Origin of the sequence: Paenibacillus sp. FSL K6-2524, from assembly GCF_038005525.1 — a bacterium.
GTDB lineage: Bacteria > Bacillota > Bacilli > Paenibacillales > Paenibacillaceae > Fontibacillus > Fontibacillus anaericanus.
Window position 1 is genome coordinate 2,232,765 of sequence record NZ_JBBOSP010000001.1, and the last position, 25,936, is coordinate 2,258,700.

At 41.1% G+C, this 25,936-nt stretch carries 26 protein-coding genes; 14 read left to right on the forward strand and 12 right to left on the reverse strand.

Annotated elements, in window-relative coordinates:
* Nucleotides 1-465: 465 nt before the first annotated feature.
* From NST85_RS09865 to NST85_RS09880, 4 genes are all read right to left on the reverse strand, one after another.
* Nucleotides 466-1,338: an IS3 family transposase gene (locus tag NST85_RS09865; RefSeq protein ID WP_341191093.1), complete on the reverse strand. Its 873-nt coding sequence runs from the start codon at nucleotides 1,336-1,338 to the stop codon at nucleotides 466-468.
* On the reverse strand, nucleotides 1,335-1,652 hold the full coding sequence (locus NST85_RS09870) for a transposase (RefSeq protein ID WP_341188904.1): 318 nt from the start codon (nucleotides 1,650-1,652) through the stop codon (nucleotides 1,335-1,337). Before NST85_RS09870 ends, NST85_RS09865 begins: the two co-directional genes overlap by 4 nt.
* Before the next feature lie 179 nt (nucleotides 1,653-1,831).
* Nucleotides 1,832-2,479, reverse strand: coding sequence for a transcriptional regulator (locus NST85_RS09875; RefSeq protein ID WP_341189172.1), 648 nt, complete (start codon nucleotides 2,477-2,479; stop codon nucleotides 1,832-1,834).
* Nucleotides 2,480-2,699: 220 nt separating this feature from the next.
* Nucleotides 2,700-3,296: a TetR/AcrR family transcriptional regulator gene (locus NST85_RS09880; RefSeq protein WP_246054459.1), complete on the reverse strand. Its 597-nt coding sequence runs from the start codon at nucleotides 3,294-3,296 to the stop codon at nucleotides 2,700-2,702.
* A gap of 155 nt (nucleotides 3,297-3,451) precedes the next feature.
* Between NST85_RS09880 and NST85_RS09885 the strand changes: the two genes are divergently transcribed.
* Both NST85_RS09885 and NST85_RS09890 read left to right on the forward strand, forming a co-directional pair.
* Complete coding sequence (locus tag NST85_RS09885) at nucleotides 3,452-4,339, forward strand: ABC transporter ATP-binding protein (RefSeq protein ID WP_341189173.1); 888 nt, start codon at nucleotides 3,452-3,454, stop codon at nucleotides 4,337-4,339.
* Nucleotides 4,336-5,145: an ABC transporter permease subunit gene (locus NST85_RS09890; protein ID WP_341189174.1), complete on the forward strand. Its 810-nt coding sequence runs from the start codon at nucleotides 4,336-4,338 to the stop codon at nucleotides 5,143-5,145. Before NST85_RS09885 ends, NST85_RS09890 begins: the two co-directional genes overlap by 4 nt.
* Nucleotides 5,146-5,220: 75 nt before the next feature.
* On the opposite strand, the gene NST85_RS09895 is transcribed toward NST85_RS09890, so the two are convergent.
* Nucleotides 5,221-5,646 carry a MarR family winged helix-turn-helix transcriptional regulator gene (locus tag NST85_RS09895; RefSeq protein ID WP_341189175.1) on the reverse strand — a complete coding sequence of 142 codons (426 nt, stop codon included), beginning with the start codon at nucleotides 5,644-5,646 and terminating at the stop codon, nucleotides 5,221-5,223.
* A 137-nt stretch (nucleotides 5,647-5,783) separates the two neighbouring features.
* Between NST85_RS09895 and NST85_RS09900 the strand changes: the two genes are divergently transcribed.
* From NST85_RS09900 to NST85_RS09915, 4 genes are all read left to right on the forward strand, one after another.
* On the forward strand, nucleotides 5,784-7,250 hold the full coding sequence (locus NST85_RS09900; RefSeq protein ID WP_341189176.1) for an MFS transporter: 1,467 nt from the start codon (nucleotides 5,784-5,786) through the stop codon (nucleotides 7,248-7,250).
* Between the two features lie 193 nt (nucleotides 7,251-7,443).
* Nucleotides 7,444-7,833: a VOC family protein gene (locus NST85_RS09905; protein WP_127195260.1), complete on the forward strand. Its 390-nt coding sequence runs from the start codon at nucleotides 7,444-7,446 to the stop codon at nucleotides 7,831-7,833.
* A 139-nt stretch (nucleotides 7,834-7,972) separates the two neighbouring features.
* Nucleotides 7,973-8,539: a hypothetical protein gene (locus NST85_RS09910; protein WP_341189177.1), complete on the forward strand. Its 567-nt coding sequence runs from the start codon at nucleotides 7,973-7,975 to the stop codon at nucleotides 8,537-8,539.
* A gap of 225 nt (nucleotides 8,540-8,764) precedes the next feature.
* A complete protein-coding gene (locus NST85_RS09915) occupies nucleotides 8,765-10,081 on the forward strand; it encodes a DEAD/DEAH box helicase (protein WP_127195258.1) in 1,317 nt (438 codons plus the stop codon).
* Between the two features lie 14 nt (nucleotides 10,082-10,095).
* On the opposite strand, the gene NST85_RS09920 is transcribed toward NST85_RS09915, so the two are convergent.
* The 3 genes from NST85_RS09920 to NST85_RS09930 are packed head-to-tail and all read right to left on the reverse strand — an operon-like array spanning nucleotide 10,096 to nucleotide 13,162.
* Nucleotides 10,096-11,259, reverse strand: a complete 1,164-nt coding sequence (locus tag NST85_RS09920; RefSeq protein WP_341189178.1) for a DHHW family protein — start codon at nucleotides 11,257-11,259, stop codon at nucleotides 10,096-10,098.
* Nucleotides 11,260-11,282: 23 nt separating this feature from the next.
* On the reverse strand, nucleotides 11,283-12,665 hold the full coding sequence (locus NST85_RS09925; protein WP_127195196.1) for an MBOAT family O-acyltransferase: 1,383 nt from the start codon (nucleotides 12,663-12,665) through the stop codon (nucleotides 11,283-11,285).
* A gap of 5 nt (nucleotides 12,666-12,670) precedes the next feature.
* Nucleotides 12,671-13,162 (reverse strand): DUF4358 domain-containing protein, encoded by a 492-nt coding sequence (locus tag NST85_RS09930; RefSeq protein WP_341189179.1) that lies wholly within the window; start codon nucleotides 13,160-13,162, stop codon nucleotides 12,671-12,673.
* 144 nt (nucleotides 13,163-13,306) lie between these two features.
* On the opposite strand from NST85_RS09930, the gene NST85_RS09935 reads away from it, so the two are divergent.
* Both NST85_RS09935 and NST85_RS09940 read left to right on the forward strand, forming a co-directional pair.
* On the forward strand, nucleotides 13,307-13,960 hold the full coding sequence (locus NST85_RS09935) for a pentapeptide repeat-containing protein (RefSeq protein ID WP_127195198.1): 654 nt from the start codon (nucleotides 13,307-13,309) through the stop codon (nucleotides 13,958-13,960).
* A gap of 78 nt (nucleotides 13,961-14,038) precedes the next feature.
* Nucleotides 14,039-15,118 (forward strand): AI-2E family transporter, encoded by a 1,080-nt coding sequence (locus tag NST85_RS09940; protein WP_341189180.1) that lies wholly within the window; start codon nucleotides 14,039-14,041, stop codon nucleotides 15,116-15,118.
* Between the two features lie 87 nt (nucleotides 15,119-15,205).
* Here the strand turns inward: NST85_RS09940 and NST85_RS09945 are convergent, their stop codons facing one another.
* Nucleotides 15,206-15,775: a superoxide dismutase family protein gene (locus tag NST85_RS09945; RefSeq protein ID WP_341189181.1), complete on the reverse strand. Its 570-nt coding sequence runs from the start codon at nucleotides 15,773-15,775 to the stop codon at nucleotides 15,206-15,208.
* Nucleotides 15,776-16,035: 260 nt separating this feature from the next.
* On the opposite strand from NST85_RS09945, the gene NST85_RS09950 reads away from it, so the two are divergent.
* Nucleotides 16,036-17,396, forward strand: a protein-coding gene (locus tag NST85_RS09950; RefSeq protein ID WP_341189182.1) for an IS1182 family transposase whose coding sequence is annotated in 2 segments (ribosomal slippage) — nucleotides 16,036-16,606 and nucleotides 16,606-17,396 — 1,362 coding nt in all. Because the reading frame shifts where the segments join, the coding sequence is not laid out codon by codon here.
* 150 nt (nucleotides 17,397-17,546) lie between these two features.
* Here NST85_RS09950 and NST85_RS09955 read toward each other — a convergent pair.
* Nucleotides 17,547-18,440, reverse strand: coding sequence for a LysR family transcriptional regulator (locus NST85_RS09955; RefSeq protein WP_127195201.1), 894 nt, complete (start codon nucleotides 18,438-18,440; stop codon nucleotides 17,547-17,549).
* Nucleotides 18,441-18,630: 190 nt separating this feature from the next.
* On the opposite strand from NST85_RS09955, the gene NST85_RS09960 reads away from it, so the two are divergent.
* Nucleotides 18,631-19,677: a YeiH family protein gene (locus tag NST85_RS09960; protein ID WP_341189183.1), complete on the forward strand. Its 1,047-nt coding sequence runs from the start codon at nucleotides 18,631-18,633 to the stop codon at nucleotides 19,675-19,677.
* A gap of 127 nt (nucleotides 19,678-19,804) precedes the next feature.
* Here the strand turns inward: NST85_RS09960 and NST85_RS09965 are convergent, their stop codons facing one another.
* Nucleotides 19,805-20,380: a 50S ribosomal protein L25 gene (locus tag NST85_RS09965; RefSeq protein WP_127195203.1), complete on the reverse strand. Its 576-nt coding sequence runs from the start codon at nucleotides 20,378-20,380 to the stop codon at nucleotides 19,805-19,807.
* A 401-nt stretch (nucleotides 20,381-20,781) separates the two neighbouring features.
* Here NST85_RS09965 and NST85_RS09970 point away from each other — a divergent pair, with 401 nt between their 5' ends.
* Genes NST85_RS09970 through NST85_RS09985 form a run of 4 tightly spaced genes read left to right on the forward strand, consistent with a single transcriptional unit; the run spans nucleotide 20,782 to nucleotide 25,097 of the window.
* Nucleotides 20,782-21,951, forward strand: coding sequence for a glycosyltransferase family 4 protein (locus NST85_RS09970; RefSeq protein ID WP_341189184.1), 1,170 nt, complete (start codon nucleotides 20,782-20,784; stop codon nucleotides 21,949-21,951).
* Nucleotides 21,951-23,051: a glycosyltransferase gene (locus NST85_RS09975; RefSeq protein WP_341189185.1), complete on the forward strand. Its 1,101-nt coding sequence runs from the start codon at nucleotides 21,951-21,953 to the stop codon at nucleotides 23,049-23,051. Before NST85_RS09970 ends, NST85_RS09975 begins: the two co-directional genes overlap by 1 nt.
* The gene (locus NST85_RS09980) at nucleotides 23,041-24,123 is read left to right on the forward strand and encodes a mannose-1-phosphate guanylyltransferase (RefSeq protein ID WP_341189186.1); all 1,083 of its coding nucleotides are present in this window, start codon (nucleotides 23,041-23,043) and stop codon (nucleotides 24,121-24,123) included. The genes NST85_RS09975 and NST85_RS09980 overlap by 11 nt, the downstream gene beginning before the upstream one ends.
* Before the next feature lie 20 nt (nucleotides 24,124-24,143).
* Nucleotides 24,144-25,097: a DUF1861 family protein gene (locus NST85_RS09985; protein ID WP_341189187.1), complete on the forward strand. Its 954-nt coding sequence runs from the start codon at nucleotides 24,144-24,146 to the stop codon at nucleotides 25,095-25,097.
* A gap of 3 nt (nucleotides 25,098-25,100) precedes the next feature.
* Here the strand turns inward: NST85_RS09985 and NST85_RS09990 are convergent, their stop codons facing one another.
* Entirely contained in the window at nucleotides 25,101-25,916 is an 816-nt protein-coding gene (locus tag NST85_RS09990; RefSeq protein WP_341189188.1) for an NAD(P)H-binding protein, read from the reverse strand.
* Nucleotides 25,917-25,936 lie beyond the last annotated feature (20 nt).

A 25,936-nucleotide genomic window follows, 5' to 3' on the forward strand; every position in this document is an offset into this window, starting at 1 on the left:
CAGAGTATGTGATACCGCCACACACAAGTCCACGCATCAGAGTATGGTTTACCGCCAACACACACAAGTCCTCGCATTAGAGTATGGTTTACCGCTACACACAAGTCCTCGCATTAGAGTATGGTTTACCGCCACACACAAGTCCTCGCATTAGAGTATGGTTTACCGCCACACACAAGTTCTCGCATTAGAGTATGGTTTACCGCCAACACATACAAGTCCACGCATCAGAGTATGGTTTACCGCCAAACACAAGTTCTCGCATTAGAGTATGGTTTACCGCCACATACAAGTTCTCGCAATAGAGTATGGTTTACCGCCACACACAAGTTCTCGCATCAGAGTAAGGTTTACCGCCAAACACACAAGTTCTCGCATTAGAGTATGTGATACCGGCACACACAAGTTCACGCATTAGAGTATGTTTGGACCTCTGTCAAAAAAGTGGACACTACCTTAAGGGAATTAAGCAGATTTCTTCTGAAACTGTGCAGCAAAGCGAATCGGTGACAAGTATCCGAGCGCACCATGAATTCGCTTGCGATTGTAAAAAAACTCGATATATCGAAACAACTCGTCTTTGGCTTGTTGTTTGGTTCTAAACCTTCTGCAATAAACGAGTTCCTTCTTTAGGATGCTATGAAATGATTCAATACAAGCATTGTCGTAGCAATTTCCCTTGCGACTCATGCTAGAGATCATGTTGTAGCTCTTAAGCAGTTCACGGTATTCTGTGGATGCGTACTGTGCTCCACGATCAGAATGGTGAATGAGACCTTCCTTAGGCTTCTTGGCTGCGTAGGCGTCCTTTAACGCCTCAAGGACTAATTCAGTTGTCATACGATCAGCCAGTCGCCACCCCACAATCTCACGTGTGCACAAGTCCAGAACGCTTGCAAGGTATAATCGGCCCTCTCTGCACGGAATGTAGGTAATATCTGTGACCCACACCTTGCTAGGCTCCGTACTTTGAAACTGTTGGTTCAGGATGTTGGGTGCAATGGCCATATCATGATTAGAATCGGTAGTTTGTACTTTGTACTTTCTTGAAACACAAGAACGTAAACCGAGTTCTTTCATATATAGGCCTACCGTTCGTTCCGTCACGTTACACCCTTCTTTGTTCAGTAAAAATGTGATCTTTGGTGCACCATAGCGCTCTTCTGAGTCACTGAAGTGGTAACGGATCCGCTCTAACACTTGGTTTTTCCGCAGCTCTTGTTGGCTAGTCTCATGGTTTCTCAATTTGTAATAACCGCTCCGGGAAACGCTAAGTACATCGCACATCTTCTCCAATCGAAACTCGGAGCGACTATTCTCGATGAACTGAAATCTCAGTTCTTTGGTTTGCTGAAGATGTGCACTGCTTTTTTTACAATCGCTAGCTCTTCTTCTACATCCGCAATCCGACGTTCTCGTTCCTGTAACACTTGTTCCTTTTCTTTCAGTAACTGTTCAAGCTCCCGAACTCGCTCCATGTTTGCAATAGGTTCATTTTTAAATTCACGATACTTAGCCTTCCAGGCATGTAAGGTCTTCGCTGGGATATCTAATTCAAGAGCCATATCCTCCATCGACTTCGTCTGCTCCTGAAGGTACTTGACCGTTTCTTTCCTAAATTCTTCGTTATACCGTTTCCGTTGTTCACCCATGTGAGCACCTCCTGATAAATTCATTATCGAATTCTCTTATCGAGGTGTCCACTTTTTATTCTAGTTCTAGTTTTACCACCAAACACACAAGTTTTCGCATCAGAGTAAGGTTTACCGCCAAACACACCGTTCTCGCAACATAGTATGTTTTACTACGCCCATGCTACCGTCATGCACATTTACAACCGAAGCTTGTAGGTTCGAACACGCTGCTGGCCGCTGGCAATGTCTAGTAGTTGTAGTTCAATGAGTGTGTGCAAAATACGCCTAGTATGTCGATCGCTCACTTTGAGATGTTCGGCAAGCTCAGTAGGAGTAAATGGGCGCAAAAGGCGTCGTGCAAGACGGACGGTTTCGGCTTCAAGACATGATAATGTGGAAGGTACGTCTGACGCGATGAACTTCCCAACAAATGAGAGGGCTAGCTGCCGACATTGTTCGGGCTCATCAGTGATAGAAAGATAAGCAATCGGAAGGAATGTCCACCCATCCAAAGCTAACAAGCAATGTCGTCTGCATAAATCCTTGAATCGCTTTACATCAAGATCCCTTGCATGAGGCCCATAACCCTGAATCTCTATACCGCCCTTTGCTCCTCCAGGCATATAGGCAAGATCTAAGTACCGATAGCCGTTACTAAAGTCACGCACCTCCCATTCAGGAAATAGGTGATTCAAATTACCAATAGCGGGAAACCATACGGATCGAAGGAACTCGACAGTCCCATGGCCTAGCCCCTTATCAAGTAACTCCCTTCGTCTGGGATTCCTTTCTGTAGCTATATTTGACGCTAACCATTCTTCATATTGCTGCTCAAACCGTGACATTGTACTCCTCCTCCTTCTGCATCAAAAGCAACCTAACTTCTCTTAAAGATTCCATTAAGAAAACAAAAGCCGCTCTAATACAATTCATCCCGAATTTCCATTCAGCGTGTGAATTGTATTAAAGCGGCGTGTTCCTCACGACCTCTATGCCGTTATTATATCTCGTACTATTTCATTCAACAATAGCCTGTCCGACCTAGTCGAGGAGCTGTTGTTTTATTTATGACTTCCCACAAATGCCGTGAAAAAACATATGGACCATTTCATCTAAAAATTTATCCATATTCCCGCTTTGCTGGGCCATTTCCAATAAGTTTTCATATTGGTTCATATAGAGTTGAATAAAGCCCAGAACGCTCTCAATGGAAATGTCATTCGAAATTTCGCCGCTGTGTTTACCTTCCTCAATGAGGCGAACCGTCAATGGGATTGTTTTCTCTTTGTATTGCTTTTCGATATAACTGGCTAGTTCATGATCTTCGATCAAGAGCTCTTTGATAAGACCGGGGGGGAAACCTCTATAGGATTCTTTCTCCAAAAAGATAATGTGCTCGATTTTTTCCTTTAAAGAATGGCCTTCGTTCATGTATTCTTCGAAATCAAGGATAGCTTTGTCAGCGAAGTTAATGAATACTTCCCGGAGCAGAGCCTCTTTACTCCCGAAATAATTATATATCGTGACCTGCGATACTTTAGCTGTCTTGGAAATATCAGCGATGCGAATTCGCTTAGGCTCCGACGTTTGTAGCATATCTAAAGTAGTTTTCATGATCTTTTCTTTGATCAAGTTGGCCCTTTTCTCAAAACCATTCATCATCGTTCACCCTAACTTCATAGATTGTTACATACTTATGAAATGAAAACACAAATATATTTCATAAAATTATTGACGAAGTAACTTTTCAGGTATATTGTAACATATGAAATATCTTAATGATAATATTTCATTTCTTCATTATTGGAGGTGCCGTAATGTTAACCGTTGAGCATTTGACGAAGACCTTTTCAAACGGGAAAGGAATTTTTGATGTATCGTTTTCGGTGGAGAAAGGTGAGGTCTTTGGCTTTTTAGGCCCGAATGGGGCAGGGAAGTCTACGACGATTCGGCATATCATGGGCTTCATGAAACCGGACAAAGGATCTGTGAAGGTGAATGGGCTAGATACCTGGAAGGAACAGGGGAAAGTTCAAGCTTACACAGGATATCTGCCGGGGGAAATATCTTTTATCGAAGGAATGACGGGTAAGACGTTCCTGGATTTCATAGCTAAAATGCAAGGAATGAAAGACTTGTCTAAGCGTGCTAATCTGATCGACCGTTTGCAGTTTGATGTTCATACGCCCATTCGTAAAATGTCCAAAGGGATGAAGCAGAAGGTTGGAATCGTTGCAGCACTCATGCATGATCCGCAAGTTATAATTTTGGATGAACCGACATCAGGCCTGGATCCTCTTATGCAGAAGGTATTTATTGAGATTGTGCTGGAGGAGAAGGCCTTGGGGAAAACATTCCTGATGTCGTCGCACAGTTTCGCCGAAATCGAGCGGACTTGCGATCGTGCTGCGATTATCAAGGATGGTGTCATCATTGCTGTCAAAGATATTCACGAACTACAATCCATGCAGCGGAAGGTGTTTGAAGTTATCTTCGAAGACCATGCTGATGTGACATCATTTCTAAACTCTGGCTTGCTTATTGAATCACACCAAGGGGATCGAGTGAGGGTGGCCATTCAGGGTAATTACGATAAATTCCTAGAAGAGACGGTAAAGTACAAGGTGCGTAATATCGATATATTTAGTCAGAACCTAGAGGACATATTTATGAATTACTATGATCGGAAAGGGACGATGAAATGAATGCTACCTTATATAAGCAGATGATGAAAGTGAACATGAAGAGCTTTATGAACTATGCATTCGGATCTGCCTTTTATATCATTCTCATGTTCTGGTTGTATCCTAGTATCGCCAGCAATTCGAGCGCTATCGATCAGTTGGTGGAGTCCATGCCGGAAGGTGTAGGGAAAGCTTTTGGTCTCAATGGCTTTGGGAGTGCAGAGGCATTTATCTCAGGAGAATATTACGGATTAATTCTAGTTCTTATCCTTGCTATCGTATGCGTGCAGCTATCAACTCAGCTTATGGCTAAATTGGTAGACCAAGGTTCCATGTCCTATTTATTAACCACCCCGACGACACGGGGGAAAGTCGCTTTCACGCAAGCAAGTGTGCTGGCGACGGGGTTATTTCTGATCATGGCCGTCACGACGATTGCCGGATTTGTCGGAAATGCGTGGTTTCTGGGAAAAGGTTATGAATTTGATACAACCAAGTTCATTGAGATGAATGTATCAGCGTCCCTACTCTTCTTCGCAATCGGGGGTATCACCTTCCTAGTGTCCTCACTTTCCAATGATGAGAAGAAGGCACGTGGTATTTCCGGGATGATTACTTTTGGATTCTTCAGCTTGGATCTATTGGGTAAACTTAGCGACAAGATTCAATGGATGAGGAACATCTCCATCTTCTCCTTATATAAACCCAGCGAAATTATAAGCGGAAATGTGAATATGGTTGTAATCTCATTCATTCTTTCCGCCATCGGATTGGTTTCATTTGGTTTAGCCATTGTTCTGTTTAGAAAAAGAGACCTGCCTTTATAGCATCCTTGTCCATTTCATGTAATAAAACAAACTCCAAGTCCACAAGTGGCTTGGAGTTTTATTGTGTTCTCACCACTATTCATCCTGCAGCTCAAAGTTAATCTTCTGCAAGAGGGAGATAAGTAAGTCTTCTTCTCCAGGATTTAAATGATGAACAAGCTTCTTATTGTAATTATCTAACATCAATTGAAGTTCAGGGGCAAATTCAATTGCTTTTGTCGTCGGATATAGAAGGTGAGAACGGCGGTCACTCGGATCCGGTTTACGCTCGATGTACCCGGACTGTTCCAATAGTTTGATTGATCTTGCTGTCGTTGCTTTATCGAATTTCAGTAGCTGTGTTAGTTGATCCTGCGTAATCCCTGGCTTCTGTAGCACAGACTTAAGAAAGGTATGTTGTCCTCCGCTACCAAGTCCATAGGGAGATAAATATTTTGCGAGATTTTTTTGATTCTGTCGATGAATATAAGAGATAAGTTTACCAATTGGTTCTTTCTTCAAAGTTGCACCTCATCCGTATAAGACGTCATACTCATACTATCTCAAAGTTGTTGCATGCGCAACTAATATGGAGTAAACTGATAGTACAACATAGTTGCGCACGCAACCAATGTACATTCGTGATTTGGAGGTTGCTTATGAATTCAATTCTTGGGAATTACCAGGAGGATGCCGAAATTCAGAAGAAACGTTGGCTTATCCTTATTGTTCTTAACTTATTTACTTTTATGTCCACTTTGGATGGAAGTATTGTCAATATTGCGCTACCTGTTTTGTCCAAACAAATGGGTCTACCAATAGCTCAGATTGAATGGGTGACAACGGGTTATTTGATGGCTATCTGTGCGGCCATTTTATTTTTTGGCAAACTCGGCGATATTGTAGGGAAGATCCGAATTTTTAAAATCGGCACTGTTATTTTTATCATAGGTTCATTGTTATGTGGACTGAGCAGTTCACTGCCATTTTTGATTGTTTCACGGATTGTTCAGGCCTTAGGTGCTTCTATGACCATGGCGAACAGCCAAGGAATTATTACAGACATCTTCCCAGCAAATGAACGAGGAAAAGCACTGGGTTTGATTGGTACGTTTGTCTCTTTGGGAAGTATTGCTGGGCCTAGTTTGGGTGGTATCATTATTTCCTCAATGGGTTGGGAATATATCTTTTTGGTAAATATTCCGATCGGCCTATTCGCTATTATTATGGGATGGAAAGTGCTTCCGAAGGACCTTGTACGGGTAAAGGCGAAAATTGATGTACCAGGTAGCTCGTTATTTGCATTATTTATCGTTACATTATTTGCGGGGCTGCTTCTTGGTCAGCAATATGGCTACAATAATATCTGGATCATTAGTTCTCTTATCACTGCTGCCGTTATTTTGGTTCTATTTCTACGTGTTGAGTTAATTCGGTCAGAGCCGCTACTCCAGTTGTCATTGTTCAAGAATGTATCGTTTTCGCTCAGTATTCTATGCGGATTTCTCGTGTTTACGGCGAATTTCTGTTTTAATATTATCGCTCCATTTTATGCTCAGAATATGTTGGATTTGTCTCCACACTATGCAGGTCTTCTGCTGATGCTCTTACCTATCTGTATGGTCATCGTATCACCTCTTAGTGGTGCTTTATCTGACAAAATCGGGTCTGAACTACTGACCTTTGCGGGGCTTATTGTTATGGTCATTGCCCAATTTGGTTTGGCTAATCTTCATGCTGGAAGCTCTTTAATCGTCGTAGGTACTTGGATTGCTATGCTGGGTATTGGTAGTGGACTATTCCAATCACCTAACAATTCACTTGTTATGTCACAAGTTCCGCGAACCCAGCTTGGTTCGGCAGGTAGTGTGAACTCACTAGTTCGGAATATAGGGATGGTTGTGGGGATTACAGTAGCAACAACGATTTTGTTCAATGTGATGAGCAGAGAGGTTGGATATCGGGTAACTGGATTGGTTCCTGATCGGCCAGATGTCTTCTTAACGGGGATGCATACAGTCTTCGTAACCTCAGCATGTATATGTCTAGCTGCTGCCCTGTTAACGGGATGGAGAATGTATCAGTCTCAAGTAGTTAAACGTCGTATTGTAGCTAAAGAAGAATAATTGCGAATATGATAATCCATTTTAATTAACACTATTTATAATGGATATTCTTTCTAAGATTATGAATCGGTCATGCTGAAGCCCTTGAAATTTTTCAAGGGCTTATATATTTATGAAACTGATGCTTGACGGAAATAAAATAAAATCGGATAATCTGCATGGGACTTATAGCCTATAAAAGGAGTGTTCTTTAGTGGACCATCAAAAAATTGCTACTTTTTTTATGTTTTCTGGACGAGCTATGGAGGCTATGAATTTTTATACCACTTTGTTTGATAATTCAGAAATAAATAAGGTGTTGTATCATGAAGATGGGACCGTATTACATGCTATCTTTACTTTAAATGGACAAACTTATATGTGTATTGATAGTAAAGAAGAACATAACTTCAACTTTACACCGAGCATTTCATTATTTATAACCTGTGAGACAGCTGAAGAGATTGATGCACTTTATCAGAAGTTATCTGAAGAGGGAACGGTATTAATGCCAATATGTTCTACCCCTGTAAGTGAGAAGTATGCCTGGGTGAATGATAAATTCGGTGTCTCGTGGCAATTAATGCTTATCACATCAAGTTAATAAATAAATCACGCGCAAACGAAAAATGGATGATAAGAACGTTGAAGAGTAGATTGTGCATAATAGCATAATAAGAAGTGAAAACTATTTCCAAGTACAACTCAGGTTTACAAGTAAAATTAATGGAGGTAGTAACATAATGATATTCAAAAAACGCACCATTCAGCGACGGTTTCATGCGACACTTCTTCTAACCTGTTTATTGATTTTACTAAGCGGTTGTACTAAGACTCCAACTGAAACACAAGGAACTACTCCACCAGCAGAAACACCTTCACAAACAGAATCGAATACGACTAACAATGTAGAACAAGCGAATCCCCAAGCAAACCAACCAGAATCCACTACCTCAGATGCAGAGGGACTTCCGAGCGGAGTGACAGTAAAAAAAGTAATCAAAGATGAAGCAATAAAAAATAACTATCGCAAAAAGGTCGAATTACTTACAGACGGCGGAAAACGAATAACAATTACAGATGCGAGTGATAAGATCGTTCTTCGGAATCTTGAATATGAAGGAATTATTACAGAAGCTACAGGCAATCAAGTAACCGTTCAGGTGAAAAACGGAGGGCAGCAAACCTTGACCATTCCAAGTCAAGTCGTCATTGAGGATGAAGACAATCTTGGATTAAACAAAGGTGTCGAAATTGAATGGACCCTAAATAACGATGGACAAATCGAAAGCGTTGAATTGGAGGATTAATTAAAGAACGTTTTAATAATTAATCATCTATAATAGGCTGCGTCCAAATTAAAATGCACCTCATAGAGTAGGTACCTTAAATGGTCTATTCTAAGTGGTACATTTTAGTGGGACGTGGCTTTTTTGCATCTATATATGTTATCCTTATATGTTATGACGTAAAGTAGTGCCTTGTGGAGACGCTACAAGAAATGTTAAAAGTGTATTTATAATTAAGGAGACAACATGACATTTAATGAATTGAATATTATACCGGAAATTCTAAAAGCTTTAAGTAAAGAGAACTATACTGAACCAACACCTATACAGGAACAAGCGATTCCTGCTGTGTTAGAAGGCAGAGATTTGCTAGGTTGCGCACAAACGGGAACAGGAAAGACGGCGGCATTTGCTGTACCGATCATCCAACTGCTCAGTGAACAGCAAAGCAAAACCAATGCTGTGCGCCGTATACGTTCATTGATATTAACACCAACAAGAGAACTTGCCTTGCAAATTTCTGATAACATAAAAGCATATAGTCAATATACCGACATACGTTGTTCGGCGATTGTTGGCGGGGTTTCACAGAAGGTACAGGAGCGGGCACTAAACCATGGTGCGGACATTATTATTGCAACACCGGGCCGTCTGATCGATCTTTTGAGTCAGAAGCGTATTGATTTGCAATATGTCCAAATATTAGTGCTTGATGAAGCTGATCGGATGCTAGATATGGGCTTTATTAATGATGTGAAGAAGATCGTTTCGAAAATGCCTAGCAAGAAGCAAACTCTTTTCTTCTCCGCAACGATGCCTCCTGAAATATCTAAAATGGTCAAATCGATTTTAGTTAACCCAGTAAAAGTTGAGATTACTCCGGTATCTTCTACGGTCGATCGGATTACGCAATCTGTTTACTTACTTGCAACGGGCAACAAACAGAAACAATTAAACCTTTTGTTACAAGATAAATCGATTGTTTCCGCATTGGTATTTACCCGTACCAAACGTGGTGCTGACCGAGTTGTACGTGATTTAATCAAAGAGAACATCTCAGCTCAGGCCATTCATGGTAATAAGTCGCAAATTGATCGTCAGAAAGCATTAAGTAGCTTTAAGAGTGGAACCACACGAGTGTTAGTTGCGACGGATATCGCAGCAAGAGGAATTGATATTGATGAGCTATCTCATGTCATCAACTTTAACCTCCCTAATATTCCAGAAACCTATGTTCATCGAATTGGGCGTACCGGTAGAGCAGGACTGAGCGGGACTGCGATCTCCTTCTGCGAAGTGGATGAGCTTCCTTTCCTTAAGGATATTGAGAAGTTAATCGGAAAATCAATTCCAGAAGTGAAGGGTCATCCCTATCCGATGTCTAGATCAGCTCGAGCAACTCAAGCTGTAAAGGTCGAACAGCGATCTTCGAAGTCGTCGGTTCCAGTTGCCAAACCGGCCAAGTCGAAGGCAAACCCTGCGCGCAAACCCAAGTCCGAGTGGTTTACAAAGGGAAATAAGAGTAAAAGTCAAGGTTATAGTAAAACAAGCAGATCACTATAGATCAAAAAGCCACGTCATTGGACGTGGCTTTTTTGTTTCAATTTTAACACTCCGTTATTGTCCACAAATGTTGTTGTGTTGAATAACATCAATACATCACTAATCTCGTTTGCTGTCATGTATTCGCTTATGTTTCCGTTATAATAACGGAGATCGATGACGTGAATTTCCGGAACATGAAGGGCTAGAAAAGGAAGCACACTATGTGCATAGGAATCCTTGATGACCAATAGCTTTTGCTGTTCTATATCTGCTGGTTCTAACTGACTTGTTATAGTCATGAGTGCGTGTACTCCGCCGAGGAAATACGAGTATTTATCTTTTTTCTCCAGGTAACTTGAGTCATACAGACCTGATATTGTCTCATCGGTATCGGCAATATACATCTCCGAAGGGGTAGGCTGTTTTGGAAGGTAAACCTGGATGGTATCCCCCTCCAGTCTAGAGAACTGGCCCCGTGTATGATAGCTACCTAGAAAGGAATCGGTGACGGATTCAATCGTAAACTCTGATTCCTGCTTTGCCTTCCAACCCATTTTCTCAGCATAGGCTTGATAAGCTAAGTAAGCACCGTAAGTCGTCCAGTGGTGATCTGTACGGAAATAAATTTGGGTTGGATCATGCGCGGCAGGAACTAGAAAATCAAATCCATCCATGAAGGATAAGCTGTCTTTCAACTGCTCACCAATGAATCCATTCACCTCTGCTTGCGGATAAGCCGAAGCAAGCCATGGAAGCCGTTCTGGATATACGCCAATCGAAGTTGGAGCGAGCATGAATGTCATTTTGGAATCAGGATGGTTGATAGCAAATGTTTTTACAGCCTCCGTATATTTTGACACGACTTCATAATCTGGCTTTCCAAACTTCTCGAAGAGATAGCCATCATGACCTTTATATATCCCATTGTTCTCTTGTTGTAGGCGTAACTGCTCCATGGTTGATTTCACCGCAACCCATTTGTCCCGAAAAGGAAAATGATCGGTAACAAAGCTTTCCGTTTCCTCTGAAAATTTCTTGGACCAAAGGTTATCCCACGTGAACTGTGGAACCTTTTGTAATGGTCGATTTTCAGTGTCAGAGAAATAAGACTTAGGAAGAAAGAAGAATAGGAAGGACATGATGAATAGAACAGCGACAAATCCAGCGATATAAAATTGATCTACGCGTTTCTTCATCAAGCTCATTCTCCTTCTGAATGTTAGAATCGAAAGTATAGAAAAGGGTTGAAAGTTGCATCAACCAAGTAGGCTATGGATAATAGAAATAATACTGCATGCCATACAAGCTGCAGATAGGGTGTATTAACTCGTGATCTCGTCCGATTTGAAATAGAGGCAAACACTAATACGACAAGCAATATACCGTTCGTATATAGAAGATACCAGGATTCGGTATCCCATAATGATTGCCCATTCAGCCCTAACATCGCGCTAAAATAACCTCCCATTGCGGGAAGTTCATCGAATGCAAAGAGCACCCAGCCGATTAAAATAAGCAGTAAGGCGTAGCTATGTCGTAACCATCTTGGCATGCGTTCAAGCAGTTTCAGTCCAAGCCATTTCTCGAATATAAGAATAATACCGAAGTACAGGCCCCAAAAGAGAAAGTTCCAACTTGCTCCATGCCATATGCCCGTTAGCATCCATACGATCAGAATATTTCGTAGTTGTATTCTGAATCCACGGCGATTACCACCTAACGGTATATAGACATAGTCGCGAAACCATGTGCTTAAAGAAATATGCCAGCGACGCCAGAAATCGGTGATGCTTTGTGCCATGTAAGGCTTATTGAAATTCTCATTAAACCGAAATCCAAACATCAGCCCGAGTCCAATGGCCATGTCGGAATAACCACTGAAATCAAAATAAATCTGGAACGCAAAGGCGATAATACCGAGCCAAGCAGTCAGTACGGTTAATGTATCGGGACTTGAATTTGAAATCGTGTTCCATAGCAGTCCAATATTGTTGGCTAGTAATACCTTCTTCGCTAAACCAATCGTGAAGCGACGTACTCCCTCAGCGAACTTCGCTCTGTCCACAGTGCGGTGTCGTAATTGCTCCGCAACAGTGGAATATTGTACGATAGGTCCTGCTACTAATTGCGGGAATAGCGCCACGAATGTACCGAAATCAAGCCAGTTACGTTGTGCTTTGGCGGTTCTTCTATATACATCGATGATGTAGGACATGGACTGAAAGGTATAAAAGGATATGCCGATGGGTAAGGGAAGTTCGGTTAACGGGATATCAGTTCCCAATAGTGTATTGATATTCTGGATAAGGAAATCCGCATACTTGAAGTAGGACAATAAGCTTAAATTCACGATAATAGAAAGCACGACAATCCCTTTTCGCTTGCTGTCACTGAGCTTCGGTCTCTCTAGAAGCAGACCAAAGCAGTAATCAGTGACGGTGGAGAGTAGCATGATGACGATATATACAGGCTCACCCCATGCATAGAATACGAGGCTGGCGGCAAATAGAATAAGATTTTTCATTCGCCATGGTGAGCAATAATATATCGCTAGTACAGCAGGCAAGAACAAGAATAAGAAAAGTAGGCTGCTGAATACCATGGTGATTATTGCTTAACGAAGAAGGTTTCGAATGCTTTCTCGATATCGTCAGCGTTCTCTGAGATAATAAAGATAACGTAGTTACCTTTAGTTACAAGCTTATAGTTCTTAGCGTTCTCATATTGGTCTGGTAGGTAAGTCTCGAATTGCTTTTGAATATCTGTTGCACGTTGTTTGACTGCTTCTTCCACTGTAGGAATGTCTTTCGCATCTTTAACTTTAAGGATGGCAATTTCATTCGTTTTTATATTCATCATCGGTGTCATGATTGTATATTGATCGAGCAATGTCGGATTTAAATGATAGAGTTCGTTGACCATTTCGGCAGGTAACTCCATTAAGGAAGGTTGCTCGAATTGCGCTAATACGCTATCCATCATTTCTTTCGTTGTTTGAGTTGGTTCGAATGCTTCTTCTTTGTTGTTCGAGCTAGAGCAGGCGGTTAGCATGATCCCAAGTACGACTACCATGATCATTAAAATATTTTTGTGCTTCATGTTTGTTCATTCTCCTTGTTGTGTAGTGTGTTCAGACAGTAAAGACGGTGGTAACGTCCTTAATGTTGCAAAATATTTAAAGGGAATATATAGTATGCTTCACTATTGTCATGATTATTAATACATAGGAGGCCATCAAACAACATGTCTAGTAAAAAAGAAAAAATAGAAGCGCCGAAGATTCCAGCTTACCTAGAACCGATCACATTATCCGATTATGAATTAGAGGATGAGCAAATCTTAACGGATGGTATCTTTCAAGATTGTGAGATTACGAATCAAACCGGGTATAAGGTTTGTTTTGATAGATTGCGATTTACGAATACGACGTTTCGGGGCATAAACCTAAATAAAGCGGAGTTTACGGATGTGGTATTTGAAAATTGTGATCTTTCGAATATCAATTTGAACGAATCGATCTTTCATCGGGTTATTTTTCATAAATGTAAGTTACTAGGCGTGGATTTGTCAGGTTCTACATTACGTAATGTGGTATTCGATACTTGTTATGCTGATTATGCTGTGTTAAGGTTTGCAAATGCTAAGCTGGTCAAGCTTATGAATAGCTCATTCGCGAAAGCTGATTTTTTTAGTATGAATATATCAAGTATAATCTTCGAAGAGACAAATCTTGATCAGACCCAGTTCTCACAAACAAAGCTTGGGGGAATCGACTTAAGTAGCTGTGATTTTGAGAGCCTCGGCGCTTCACTGGAAGATTTGCAAGGCTGTATCATATCACCGATGCAAGCGGCTGTGTTTGCTTCATTATTCGGTTTGGTAGTTAATCGAGATTAAGCAGAATTACATCGAATTGGAATTAAACCCCTCTAAACTGGGGATTAATAATAGAATGCTAATATAAGGGGAGATTATGTGTTTAAGCTAAATAATTTTATTAGAATATGTGTCGCCATAGTTTTAGTGATGGCAATCATATATTTGGGTTCGCTTGTAGATTTCTTATTTAAACCTATCCTATCACTAATTACGATCATAACTATTCCACTTATGTTGTCGGCGTTTTTCTATTACTTACTTCGTCCACTTGTAAACATGATGGAACGTAAAAAAATAAACCGATCACTCGCCATCTTGTTGATTTATTTAGTGTTTGGAATTGTATTAGTAGGTTTCATTCTTGGAGTTTGGCCTTCCTTACGCAGTCAATTACTCAACCTGGTGAACAATGCACCAAGTTTATTCGCCTCTTTGAATAATCAGTTGCAGGAGCTCGAACGAAGTGAATTTCTTTCTAACTTTTTCCCGAAAGATGTGAGTCCTTCAACTCAAGTTACTAACTTTTTGACTCAAGGATTTTCATTTTTAACCAATTACGTAACAGGGTTGTTTTCTGTCATATCGGATATTACCGTTATTATGTTTATCTTCCCGATCATCCTTTTCTATATGCTAAAAGAAAGTGGGGATTTTGGTCGTGCAGTCGTCAGAATTACACCAAAAAGATTCCATGAGGAAATGGCTAAAGTAATTGCTGAAATCGATCGTTCATTGAGTAACTTTATTGTGGGACGCGTACTTATTAATTTAGCACTGGGAGTACTTATGTATTTCGGGTTCCTTATTATTGGGTTACCTTATGCGTTATTACTTACCGTAATAGCATTTATAATGAACTTTATTCCTTTTATTGGGGCGATTTTATCATCCATACCGATTGTTATTATTGGATTGATAGAGTCTCCTTCGGTAGCGATTTGGTCACTGATTGTTATTCTAGTCGCACAGCAAATCCAGGATAACTTGATTGCACCCTATATTTTTGGTAAGCAGCTCGCTATCCATCCGATCACCACAATTGTCCTTGTCATGGTCGGTGGCGATTTAGCTGGCATTCTAGGCGTGTTGCTAATCATTCCGATATATATGATTATCAAAATTATCGTTGTTAGGGTATATGAAATATTCTTTAAGCGAAGTTGGGAAAATATCTAAGGATAAGAGAATTCAATTTATACACCAATACACCAAAAAAACTGGCACTACGCCCAATTCGGCGTGTTGCCAGTTTTTTATTTGGTCTTATTGGATGACAGCGCATCCGATGCGATTACCAGAATTTCCTGAAGGATCTGTATGCATGTCATCGGGATCTTCATGGATGACCAATGCGGTTCCACCCGTTCTAATCAGTGAGTCCGATTGACCCTTTTGCAATGTTACGGTGGTTAAGACGAATTGGGCTTGAGCATTTCCGTTGGCATCTGCTACAAGGTTAGCTAAATCTCCCGCATGTTCACCTTTAGGGTTGTCATAACCGTGTTCTTTCTCAGATGGATTAAAATGTGACCCAGCCGATTTGAAATCTGGTATCTCACATTTGCCTGTTTCGTGAATATGAATGCCATGTAGTCCCGGCTTTAATCCTGATGCAGAAACATCGATTTGGACACCTTTAGCTAATTGTGTAAACTTAGCGGTTCCGATCTTTTCACCCTTTCCATTGATGATGTCAGTTGTTATGGGTTGTTGTGATACAGGTGAATCTTTCGCAGCAGTTACTTTGCCGAATGTTTCTTGGGCCTCACAGCCTGTCGTCGCTATGAATAGCAAGACAATCACAGTCAGCAAAGAGCTTTTTCTAAGCTTCATGGGTACCCTCCAAATTTGATTATTTAGGTGCATTACATTTATTTATTCCCAATATAAGAATTAGCAAACATCTAGAAGGATAGGGGGAGCTTGCAATAGCTACTAAGATATGACAAAGCACCGGATACTAAATACAAGTATCCGGTGCTCAGGCTGTCGAGAAAGTCTCGACAGCCTTCTTTATGAATTAATTATTTAAGACGACACCGCGTTAATGTTGTATAATATAGGTAACTATTATAGAACAGATGGTGTTCTGTATGCTACGTTCCAACCGAGAAAAACAACAAGTCTACGAGTTTGTTTCCATAGAAGATTTGGTCCTGCAAGATCATTTGCTGCGCAAAGTAGATAAACATATCGACTTTTCCTTTATTAATGAAAAAGTTCGGCCCTTGTACTGTGCGGATAATGGACGACCCGCGATTGACCCTGTTGTTTTGTTTAAGATGATATTTCTCGGATACTTTTATGGCATTCGTTCCGAACGCCAATTAGAACGTGAAATTCAGACCAATTTAGCTTACCGATGGTTTCTAGGCCTCGGATTAACAGATAAAGTGCCCGACCATACAACTATTAGCTGGAATCGGCGAACTCGGTTTAAAGGTACGAACATTTTTCAGGATATTTTCGATGAGATTGTCTTGCAGGGCATTTCCCACCGGATGGTTGGCGGACGTGTTCTGGTGAGTGACTCTACCCACGTGAAAGCAAATGCGAATAAACACCAGTACACAAAACAGCAAGTGCTGCAAAATACCAAAGATTACGTGGACGAGCTAAACGCCGCCGTTGCAGAAGACCGGAAAGAGCACGGAAAAAAGCCCTAAAACCTAGAGAGGAAGTGACTGAGGACAAAGAAATTAAAGTAAGCAAGACGGATCCGGACAGCGGATATATGATTCGGGATGGCAAACCAGAGGGCTTCTTTTATCTGGACCACCGCACGGTGGATACAAAGTACAATTTTATTACGGACGTGCATGTCACACCGGGAAATGTCCATGATTCTGTTCCCTATTTGTCGCGTTTGGACCGTCAGCGAGAACGTTTTAAATTTGAGGTCGAAGCTGTTGCATTAGATTCAGGTTATTTAACTACGCCAATTTGTCGAGGTTTACAAAGCAGAAATATTTTCGCGGTAATTGCTCACCGAAGATTTCATCCGAAGCAAGGTTTGTTTCCGAAATGGAAATTCACGTTTGATGCAGAGCGAAATATTTACGTCTGCCCTGCAAGCCATGAATTGGGTTACCGAACCACAGATCGCAAGGGTTATCGGCAGTACGCGTCCGATCCAGAGCATTGCAAGAACTGTCCCTTGCTGGACCAATGTACGCAATCCCGAAACCACCGGAAGGTGGTAACCCGACATGTTTGGGAAGACAGCAAGGACTGGGTACGGAATAACCGGCTCAGCAAGTCCGGCAAACAGTTATACCGTAAACGAAAAGAAACGATAGAGCGAAGCTTCGCGGATGCTAAAGAGCTCCATGGGTTTCGCTATTGCCGTTTGCGAGGGCTACCAAACGTCAGAGAACAAGCACTGATGACGGCAGCCGTACAGAATATGAAGAAGATGGCGATCCACCTGGATCGCCTAGAGTACCGGGTTTAAACTCCTAGTTTCCCGATTTTATATCTGCCAAAATAAAAAGAGAAACCCGATGTCATGAAAATGACTGGGTTTCTCGACAAGCTGAGCACCGGATACTAAATACAAGTATCCGGTGCTTTTTTAGCGTAAGTAAATAGGGGATTAGAGTTCTTATTCATTCTCAAACTGTCTCAGCTTCTGTATGAACATCTTAACAGCCATAGTATCAAGTGAGGATTTAGGGTCCTGTAGAACGTAGAAATTGCGGGATAAACGTTGCTCATTTATTTGAATGCTCTGTAGATTTCCCGATTCGAGTTCTTTATGTATGACTAATCTGGATAACATAGCAACCCCAAGCCCAGCAATAACGGCTTCTTTGACGCCTTGACTACTGTTGAATACGAAGGAACGCTTGACGCGAAGTCCTAAATTCTCGATAAATTGATCGCTGAATGCCCGGGTACCAGATCCGCTTTCTCTAAATACCCAGACTAGATCATGTAACATACTGGAGTTAATGTTTCTAAGGGAGGTTAAGGGATGACCAGAAGGAGTAATCAAAACCATCTCATCCTCCATAAAGGGTGGATTCAATTGAATTTCAGGATACTCCGTTTCACCCTCGACCAAACCGATATCAAGCTCATGAGTATGAATCCCGTGAGCGATTTCTTCTGTATTAGCTATATTCACATGGACATCAACTTGTGGATATTGATTAACAAATTGCGAGAGTAGACGGGGGAGAATATACTCACCAATCGTGAAGCTTGCTCCTATTTTTAAAGATCCTGTAACCTCGTTCCGTAAAAGCGAAATTTCCTCTGAAGCTGCTTCATACTGAGATAGAATTTGTTTGGCACGTGCGTATAAAATATGACCTGCCTCAGTCGTTTTCACCTGCTTGGAAGAACGGTGGAGGAGCTTGACTCCAAATTCGTTCTCCAGATTTCTTATATGAAGACTAACCCCTGGCTGAGAAAGATTGAGGATCTCTGCCGCCCGCGAAAAATTACTCTGTTCAACCACCGTTACAAATACCTTTAATGTATCTACAATCATTATTTCCTCCATTATCGGATACGCTATAACTGCTTATAACTCCTATTGTAAAGGGAAGCATAAGTTTTGTTAATACTTCGAATAGCATATCGGTATTTCACTTTCGAGCCAATGGATATTACTGTTGAAGCATAGTGCGCATTACATAATTCCTTCATCTAAGATGCGCATACAAGGAGTGATTAAGAACATGGATCAGTCACAAGGGTATTATAATCCGAACAAGCTGAAAACATATCTAAACTTTGCACTTGGGATTGGATTAACATTAATTATTGCATTCATTGCTAAATATTTATCTTTCTTCCCGTTCCTCAGCATCATGGGCCAGCTAGTCATCGCGATAATAATTGGGATTGCTTGGCGAGCAACGGTTGGAGTACCCACTACCATCATTGCCGGAGCCAATTTTTCTAGTAAAAAACTACTTCGTCTCGGTATTATCTTACTCGGGATGAGGCTTAATTTAATGGATATTGTGAATGCAGGACCGAGAGTATTTATAATCGCAGTCATCGTTATCATATTTACGCTTACAGTCGTTTACGGGCTCACGCGTTTGTTCAAAGTAGATCAACGATTAGGTATTTTGACTGCATGTGGTACAGCGATCTGTGGTGCTGCAGCCGTTGTGGCAATAGCGCCACAAATCAAGGCCAAAGATGATGAAACTGCAATCGGAGCGGCGATTGTAGCTATCTTGGGAACGATATTTACATTAGTTTACACCTTTTTGTACCCTATTCTAGGCTTATCGCCACTCAGTTATGGTTTATTCTCGGGTGCAACATTGCACGAGATTGCTCACGTCATTGCGGCTGCGGATGCTGGAGGAAGTGATGCGGTGGATATGGCGGTTATCATTAAATTGACGAGAGTTGCCTTATTAGTTCCGGTCGCCATTCTCATTGGCATCTGGTCCAACCGTGCATTGCGTAAAGAGCAAGGCGGGCAATCGAAAGCTTCGTGGAAATCCATACCGATACCTTGGTTTATCCTTGGTTTTCTGCTCGTCAGTGGAGTTAATTCACTTGGTATTGTCTCTGCAGAGTTAGCAAGTGATATTGTGTTTATTGCATACATGCTGATAGCGATGGCTATGGCAGGTCTTGGATTGAACGTAGATTTAGTCGATTTCAAACGGCTCGGAATGAAGTCATTTGCCGCAGGATTGATCGGATCGGTATTACTTTCCGTTCTAGGATTTATGTTAGTGCATCTATTTGGATTTGCCTGACTTTGCGTATGTATTTGGTTTGCTAATTGTCTGCTGCCTACAGGCAGCGATGGCTTTCACCATTCAAGGTATATAAAAAGGAACCCTGTACATTTGGTATAGGGTCCCTTATATAGCTGTGTGTGATCTATGCTGGAACTACGGCTTCTTCCTGGGCATGGGCTTGTGTAATTTTAACAAGCAGTTCATTTGGGTCAGATAAAACCTCTATTCCTTTGTGGAAGGAAAGATCAGTTACGAGTAATTGATCACCAATCCCAAGCTTGCTAATATCAACCTCAAATGCACTAAGTAAATTATCTGGCATACAGCGAACCGTTACTTCGTGCAATTCTATCTGAAGGATTCCTCCTTCTTTGACACCAACGGGATCTCCGGAAAAGTGAATCGTTACATTTGAATCCATACTTTCGTTCATATTCAATTGATGAAAATCAACATGGACAATCTTATGGGTGAATGGGTCTCTTTGAATATTCTGAATCAACACAGGATTGATTCCTTTTCCAGGGATATCGGCATTCAAAATTGCACGAGGGTTCTGCTTTATAGTTGAAAGAAGTTCCTTTTCGTTTACAAGTACAGCGATACTGCCAATGTCTTTACCATATACAATTGCCGGAACCTGTCCTTGTTTTCTCATTAGATTGATTAAAGATTTACTTAGATTGACCCGTTCATTTAACTGGATAGAATTGCTCATCGTTTGTTGCCTCCTAATCGAATGGGGAAAGAGTCAAATGTAATGCGATCGAACTTACAAGAAAAAGACCGATTAGAAATGTAATGTCTAATCGGCCCGCTACACGAACATGTTTTCTCGTTATGTGTTAATACTATCACAAGTTCCTTACTTGTCAAACCAATCATGTAAATTTATGGTACCTGACTTCATTGACAAGAAAATAGGGTAGTGTTAAGGTTTAAGGAGCAGATAGGAGCGGAATGCAAGAAATGAATGGCAACTAAAAGGATGAAGCTATATACCTTTTATATCCAAAAGCATATAAATCAAGGTTAGGAATAAAGTTATCTTTATTTCTTTTTTTTATATCTAAATGTAATAATTTATAAAAAATAGGAGGAAATACTATTAAAAATACAGTGATCAAACGTAATGTGGCGTTTTTGGGAACCAGTCTGCCAAGAGAGTGCGGCTTAGCTACATTTTCTCAAGATCTGATGGATGAGATCAAAGAGATGAATGATTTTAATTTACCCCGAATAATCGCGGTTAATAATGATAAGTCATATGTATACGGCAATCAGGTTATGGGGGTAATTGACCAACATAATCGTGCGGATTATAGCAAAATAGCGAAGGAATTGAATCATTCTAACATCGACTTGCTGGTGATTCAACATGAGTTTGGGATTTACGGAGGCGAAAGCGGGGAATATGTTCTAGAGTTGGCCGAAAAGCTAAAAATTCCGTTCATTGTTATTTTTCACACTGTGTTGTCCGAACCTAGCCCTAAACAATGTTTTATCATGAAGAGACTTGCTGATCTGAGTTTTAAGGTTATCACAATGGTTCAAAATAAAGTGAAGGATTTACTTGAAGTCTACAATATTGACTGCGACAAAATTCAAATGATTCATCATGGAGTTCCCTTTGTGGATACGGAATCAAGAATGAAACTTAAGGAGCGTTATGGTTATTCCCATCGACAAATTCTTTCGACGTTTGGTTTCTTAAGTCCGGGTAAAGGAATTGAATATGCCATTCAGGCCATGAGCGGAGTTGTGGCCAAACATCCTGAAGCGCTTTACATGATATGGGGTAAGACACATCCGGTTGTCAAGCAAGAGGTTGGGGAAGTCTACCGACAAAAGTTGATGGATTTGGTAGCGGAACTAAACCTTGAACAAAATGTTGTTTTTGTCGACAAGCATCTAACCCAAGAGGAAGTTGTTCAATCTCTAGTATTATCGGATATTTATATGACACCTTATTTGGGTAAGGACCAGGCTGTAAGTGGTACTCTCGCTTACGGAATTGGTTATGGAAGAGTGATCATCTCGACCCCGTATCGATACGCTGTAGAAATGTTAGCTGAAGGGAGAGGGCTGCTAGCAGATTTCCATGATTCAGCTTCTTTAGAAACTCATATTCTGAATATTCTGGACCATCCGGAATTAAAGAATGAGATGGAAAATAAGACACTTGCCCTTGGAAGCACTATGATGTGGAACGAAGTAGCCAAGTCCTATGCGGCGCTTTTTCATGAAACTATCACAGCTAGTTATGTAATAAAAGGGAGCGCAGTATAATGGGGGAATTGACTGCGGCCAAACCGCTGATAGCGGATTATTTACACAGATTGAGTGATGATACTGGGATCTTTCAACATACTAAGTTTGGTATTCCTGACCGATCAAAAGGTTATACTTCGGATGATAATGCAAGGGCTCTGATTGCTGCTGTGATGCTGTATAAGAGTAAAAGGGATATTAAATCACTAGATCTCATTCATACTTATTTATCTTTTATCTATCATGCTCAAAGTGAGGATGGTAGCTTTAAAAATTTCATGGATTATAACCGTGTGTTCGTAGAAAAGACAGGGTCTGAAGATTGTCTAGGCCGCTGTTTGTGGGCGCTTGGATACACACTATCGGAACCTTCGGTACCTGATAATTTACACAATACATGTAGATATATGATCAATCAGGCTCTGCCACATGTGCAGAATTTGAAATCTCCGCGAGCAAAGGCCTATAGTATTATTGGATTGACTTATATGATGGAGACGCCACAGGCCTTAACATATAAGTTCCCTTTTCCTAACGAGGAACAAGAGGACCCAGCTTTCCTTGCAGGAAACCGGATATCCTCAATAATTGAGGGATTAGCCATGGAACTGCATACGCAGTATCAAGGCAATAAGGGAGAAAATTGGCATTGGTTTGAGGATAGTATTACTTACGGCAACGCTATGCTGCCCTGGGCACTTTTCAAGGCAGCAAAATTATCTCATACGGTAGAATTTCAGAAGACGGCTAAGGAAAGTCTGGACTTTCTAGCATCGATTACTTTTTCGAAAGAAGGTTATTTCAAACCTGTTGGAAGTCATGGTTGGCTTGAGCGGGGTGGAGTTGCGGCTTTATATGACGAGCAGCCGATCGAGGCTTGTGAGATGCTGCTTGCCTGTTTCGAAGCATACAAAACACTAGGGATTAACACATATTTCGTCCAAGCATCTCTATGTTACGATTGGTTTCACGGATATAATTCACGCAAAGAATCTTTAATCGATGAGAGAACGGGCGGCTGTTACGATGGTATACATGCTTTGGGGTTAAATTTAAATCAAGGCTCTGAGAATATTGTTTCCTATTGTATGGCTCATATGGTGTTACATGATGAATAAATTTGCAACGATTCTTGCTGGTGGTGGAGGAACTCGTTTCTGGCCCTTATCTCGGCAGGAACTACCGAAACAGCTGATAAATATAAGCGGCAACGATATCATGCTCAATGATACCATTGAGCGCTTTAATGGGGTTATCCCCATGGAGAATACTATTGTTGTGACCAATCGCTCTCAAGCTGTGTTACTTGAAAGTATTATGCATACAAGTGTTCAACCCGGCAATATTTTGGTGGAACCTGTAGCCAAAAATACGGCAGCAAGTATTTTACTCGCTGCTTTATTTATCGAGAAAACACATGGGGATTCTCTGATGATTGTATTTCCTTCTGATCATCATATTACCGAAGAAGATAAATTTAGGAAGACATTAGATGAGGCTTGTAATATTGCCATGGAGACAGGAAAAATCGTGACGATTGGCATCAAGCCTACATTTGCTTCAACTGGTTATGGGTATATTTCCTGCGGAAGTGAACCGATAATATCGAAGCCCTGCAACGTATTCGAGGTAGCTGAGTTTGTGGAGAAGCCTAATTTTATTAAGGCGAAGTCCTATCTTGAGTCCGGTCATTATCTATGGAACAGTGGGATGTTTATTTGGAAAACTTCAATTATTATTGATAATTTTAAAAGGTTTCTCCCGCGGCTTTATAAAACGATGCTCTCCTTAATTGAATATTTGGGCACGGATCGCGAAGAAGAGATGATGAATGAAATCTATCCTTTGCTACAAAACATTTCAATCGATTACGGTATTCTAGAACGTTGTGACGAGGTTGTGGTCATTTCTGGCGATTTTGGCTGGAATGATATCGGTAGTTGGGATGCGCTCGGAGCAATATTTCCTCCTGATGAACATGGAAATATTGTCAAGGCGAGTTATCTTGGTATCGAAACACGGAATTCCATTATCTATGGCGAAAAACGATTAATAACTACAATCGGTATAGATGGCCTGATTATTGCCGATACCAAGGATGCGTTGCTGATCTGTGCAAAGGATAAAGCACAAGAGGTAAAGGAAATCGTCAAAATGTTGAATGAAAAGGGAATGCAGGCATACACCTAGGAAAGGCTGAATCTTACCTCATGATGAAATTAGAATGGGATACAAAGACTTGCAAGGAACTCCTCCGTGAATATCAACCTGCTCAACACAAAGGCAGGAAGCTACATTTTGCCGGAGTTGGAGATCGAGACGTTTATAATATCACAGCGCCTTTCTTAAATGAGGGTGAATTATGCATAGCTGGTCGGGTTGAAGCACGTAATTCGGAGGAATCCGAAATTATCTTCTTTACTTGTACGGATGATGTGTGGACACCCAGACTCGACTTACCAACGTTTCAACTCCAAGATCCCTTTATTACGAAAATAAATGGCGAATGGATCTTTGGGGGAGTTAAACTCTACTTTGATTCTGAATCACCTGAGAAAATCATGGGTTGGAAGACTGTGTTGTACCGCGGCAATAACCTGCATGATCTTGTGCTTGCAGCAACGGGACCTTGGAATATGAAAGACATTCGATTAACTCAATTATCTGACGGAACGCTTGGTGTTTTCTCCAGACCCTTCGGAATTGAAGGCACAAGAGCCGTAATCGGCTTCAGCATTCTAGAGTCGTTTGAGGATTTATCCGAAACGGCGATTATTAAAGCTCCCTTATTTCGTGATCAATTTCTGAAGGATGAATGGGGAGGGGCCAATGAAATTCATTTACTCAAAAATGGGTTCCTTGGCGTATTAGGGCACATTTCCTATACAGATGAAGAGGATCAGTTGCATTATCATGCCATGTCATTTGTGCTCAATCCCTGGACTAGAGAGAAGTCGCCTATCAAAATAATTGCAACAAGAAGCGACTTCCCAGAAGGGCCAGCCAAGCGTCCTGATCTATCTGATGTGATCTTCAGCGGTGGATTAGTTCGCAAGGATAATAACCGAGTGATACTTTATGTGGGAGCTAGCGATACTGAAGCTCACTACATTGATATTGAGGATCCATTTACGAAATATGAAAATATGGCTTTCTCAAAATGATAACTACATCTTGATAAATGGTAGGACGCTATCTTTCAGTGTAGTTATGGGGCCGCCAATTAAACGCTCCAAGTCATCTGAGGTTGAAGAAGTATCAATCTTGTTTAAGTATCCGTATATCCAATTTTGGATCTGTGGATCTTGACGGATGGATATGGGCTTGCCTGCGAACTCAGACATAATAATAGCTAGTTCATCAAAAGACCATGGGTGAGGTGCTGTAAGCTCATAGGTCTTATTTCTATGTCCATCTGGTTCAGAAAGAACAGCCGCTATTCCTAAAGCGAGGTCATGACGTGTTACGGTATTGAATTTCCAATCCCCAGGGTAAATGATTAGTTCACCATTAGCGATGGCAGTCTTGAGACCAATGACCTCAATAAAATCGCTATACAAAGCATTACGTAGAAAAGTATACGGAATTCCAGTTGTAAGAATGGCATGCTCCGTAGCCAAATGTAAATGAGAGGGTGAAATTAAGCCGTCTCCGAGGAAAGCAAAGCTTGTATATAGGAGATGCTCAACTTGTGCTATTTTTTCCGATTCTATGATATGGGCATGTTGACGCAACCTTACTGTATCATCAGGGTTAGAACTTGAAATTAATAATAGCTTAGAAGCTCCAGCAAATGCTTGATCAAGAGATTCCGGTTGATCATAATCACAATGACGCACCTCGATCCCTTGATTAAGAAATGATGTTGCACGCTCAGGATGACGAACACAGGCAATGATTTGATCCGCAGAGACTTTCTGCAAAAGTTGTTCAATAATCAAACTCCCTAATTTACCATTTGCCCCACTAATGACGATCGACATATGGAACCACCATCCCCTTC

Coding starts and splice junctions, on each gene's coding strand:
- NST85_RS09875 (WP_341189172.1), bottom strand. CDS start 2,479: ATGTCACGGTTTGAGCAGCAATATGAAGAATGGTTAGCGTCAAATATA.
- NST85_RS09925 (WP_127195196.1), bottom strand. CDS start 12,665: ATGGTATTCAGCAGCCTACTTTTCTTATTCTTGTTCTTGCCTGCTGTA.
- NST85_RS09885 (WP_341189173.1), top strand. CDS start 3,452: ATGTTAACCGTTGAGCATTTGACGAAGACCTTTTCAAACGGGAAAGGA.
- NST85_RS09945 (WP_341189181.1), bottom strand. CDS start 15,775: ATGAAGCTTAGAAAAAGCTCTTTGCTGACTGTGATTGTCTTGCTATTC.
- NST85_RS09870 (WP_341188904.1), bottom strand. CDS start 1,652: ATGGGTGAACAACGGAAACGGTATAACGAAGAATTTAGGAAAGAAACG.
- NST85_RS09915 (WP_127195258.1), top strand. CDS start 8,765: ATGACATTTAATGAATTGAATATTATACCGGAAATTCTAAAAGCTTTA.
- NST85_RS09955 (WP_127195201.1), bottom strand. CDS start 18,440: ATGATTGTAGATACATTAAAGGTATTTGTAACGGTGGTTGAACAGAGT.
- NST85_RS09880 (WP_246054459.1), bottom strand. CDS start 3,296: ATGATGAATGGTTTTGAGAAAAGGGCCAACTTGATCAAAGAAAAGATC.
- NST85_RS09890 (WP_341189174.1), top strand. CDS start 4,336: ATGAATGCTACCTTATATAAGCAGATGATGAAAGTGAACATGAAGAGC.
- NST85_RS09910 (WP_341189177.1), top strand. CDS start 7,973: ATGATATTCAAAAAACGCACCATTCAGCGACGGTTTCATGCGACACTT.
- NST85_RS09965 (WP_127195203.1), bottom strand. CDS start 20,380: ATGAGCAATTCTATCCAGTTAAATGAACGGGTCAATCTAAGTAAATCT.
- NST85_RS09935 (WP_127195198.1), top strand. CDS start 13,307: ATGTCTAGTAAAAAAGAAAAAATAGAAGCGCCGAAGATTCCAGCTTAC.
- NST85_RS09920 (WP_341189178.1), bottom strand. CDS start 11,259: ATGAAGAAACGCGTAGATCAATTTTATATCGCTGGATTTGTCGCTGTT.
- NST85_RS09975 (WP_341189185.1), top strand. CDS start 21,951: ATGGGGGAATTGACTGCGGCCAAACCGCTGATAGCGGATTATTTACAC.
- NST85_RS09990 (WP_341189188.1), bottom strand. CDS start 25,916: ATGTCGATCGTCATTAGTGGGGCAAATGGTAAATTAGGGAGTTTGATT.
- NST85_RS09960 (WP_341189183.1), top strand. CDS start 18,631: ATGGATCAGTCACAAGGGTATTATAATCCGAACAAGCTGAAAACATAT.
- NST85_RS09985 (WP_341189187.1), top strand. CDS start 24,144: ATGATGAAATTAGAATGGGATACAAAGACTTGCAAGGAACTCCTCCGT.
- NST85_RS09930 (WP_341189179.1), bottom strand. CDS start 13,162: ATGAAGCACAAAAATATTTTAATGATCATGGTAGTCGTACTTGGGATC.
- NST85_RS09980 (WP_341189186.1), top strand. CDS start 23,041: ATGATGAATAAATTTGCAACGATTCTTGCTGGTGGTGGAGGAACTCGT.
- NST85_RS09900 (WP_341189176.1), top strand. CDS start 5,784: ATGAATTCAATTCTTGGGAATTACCAGGAGGATGCCGAAATTCAGAAG.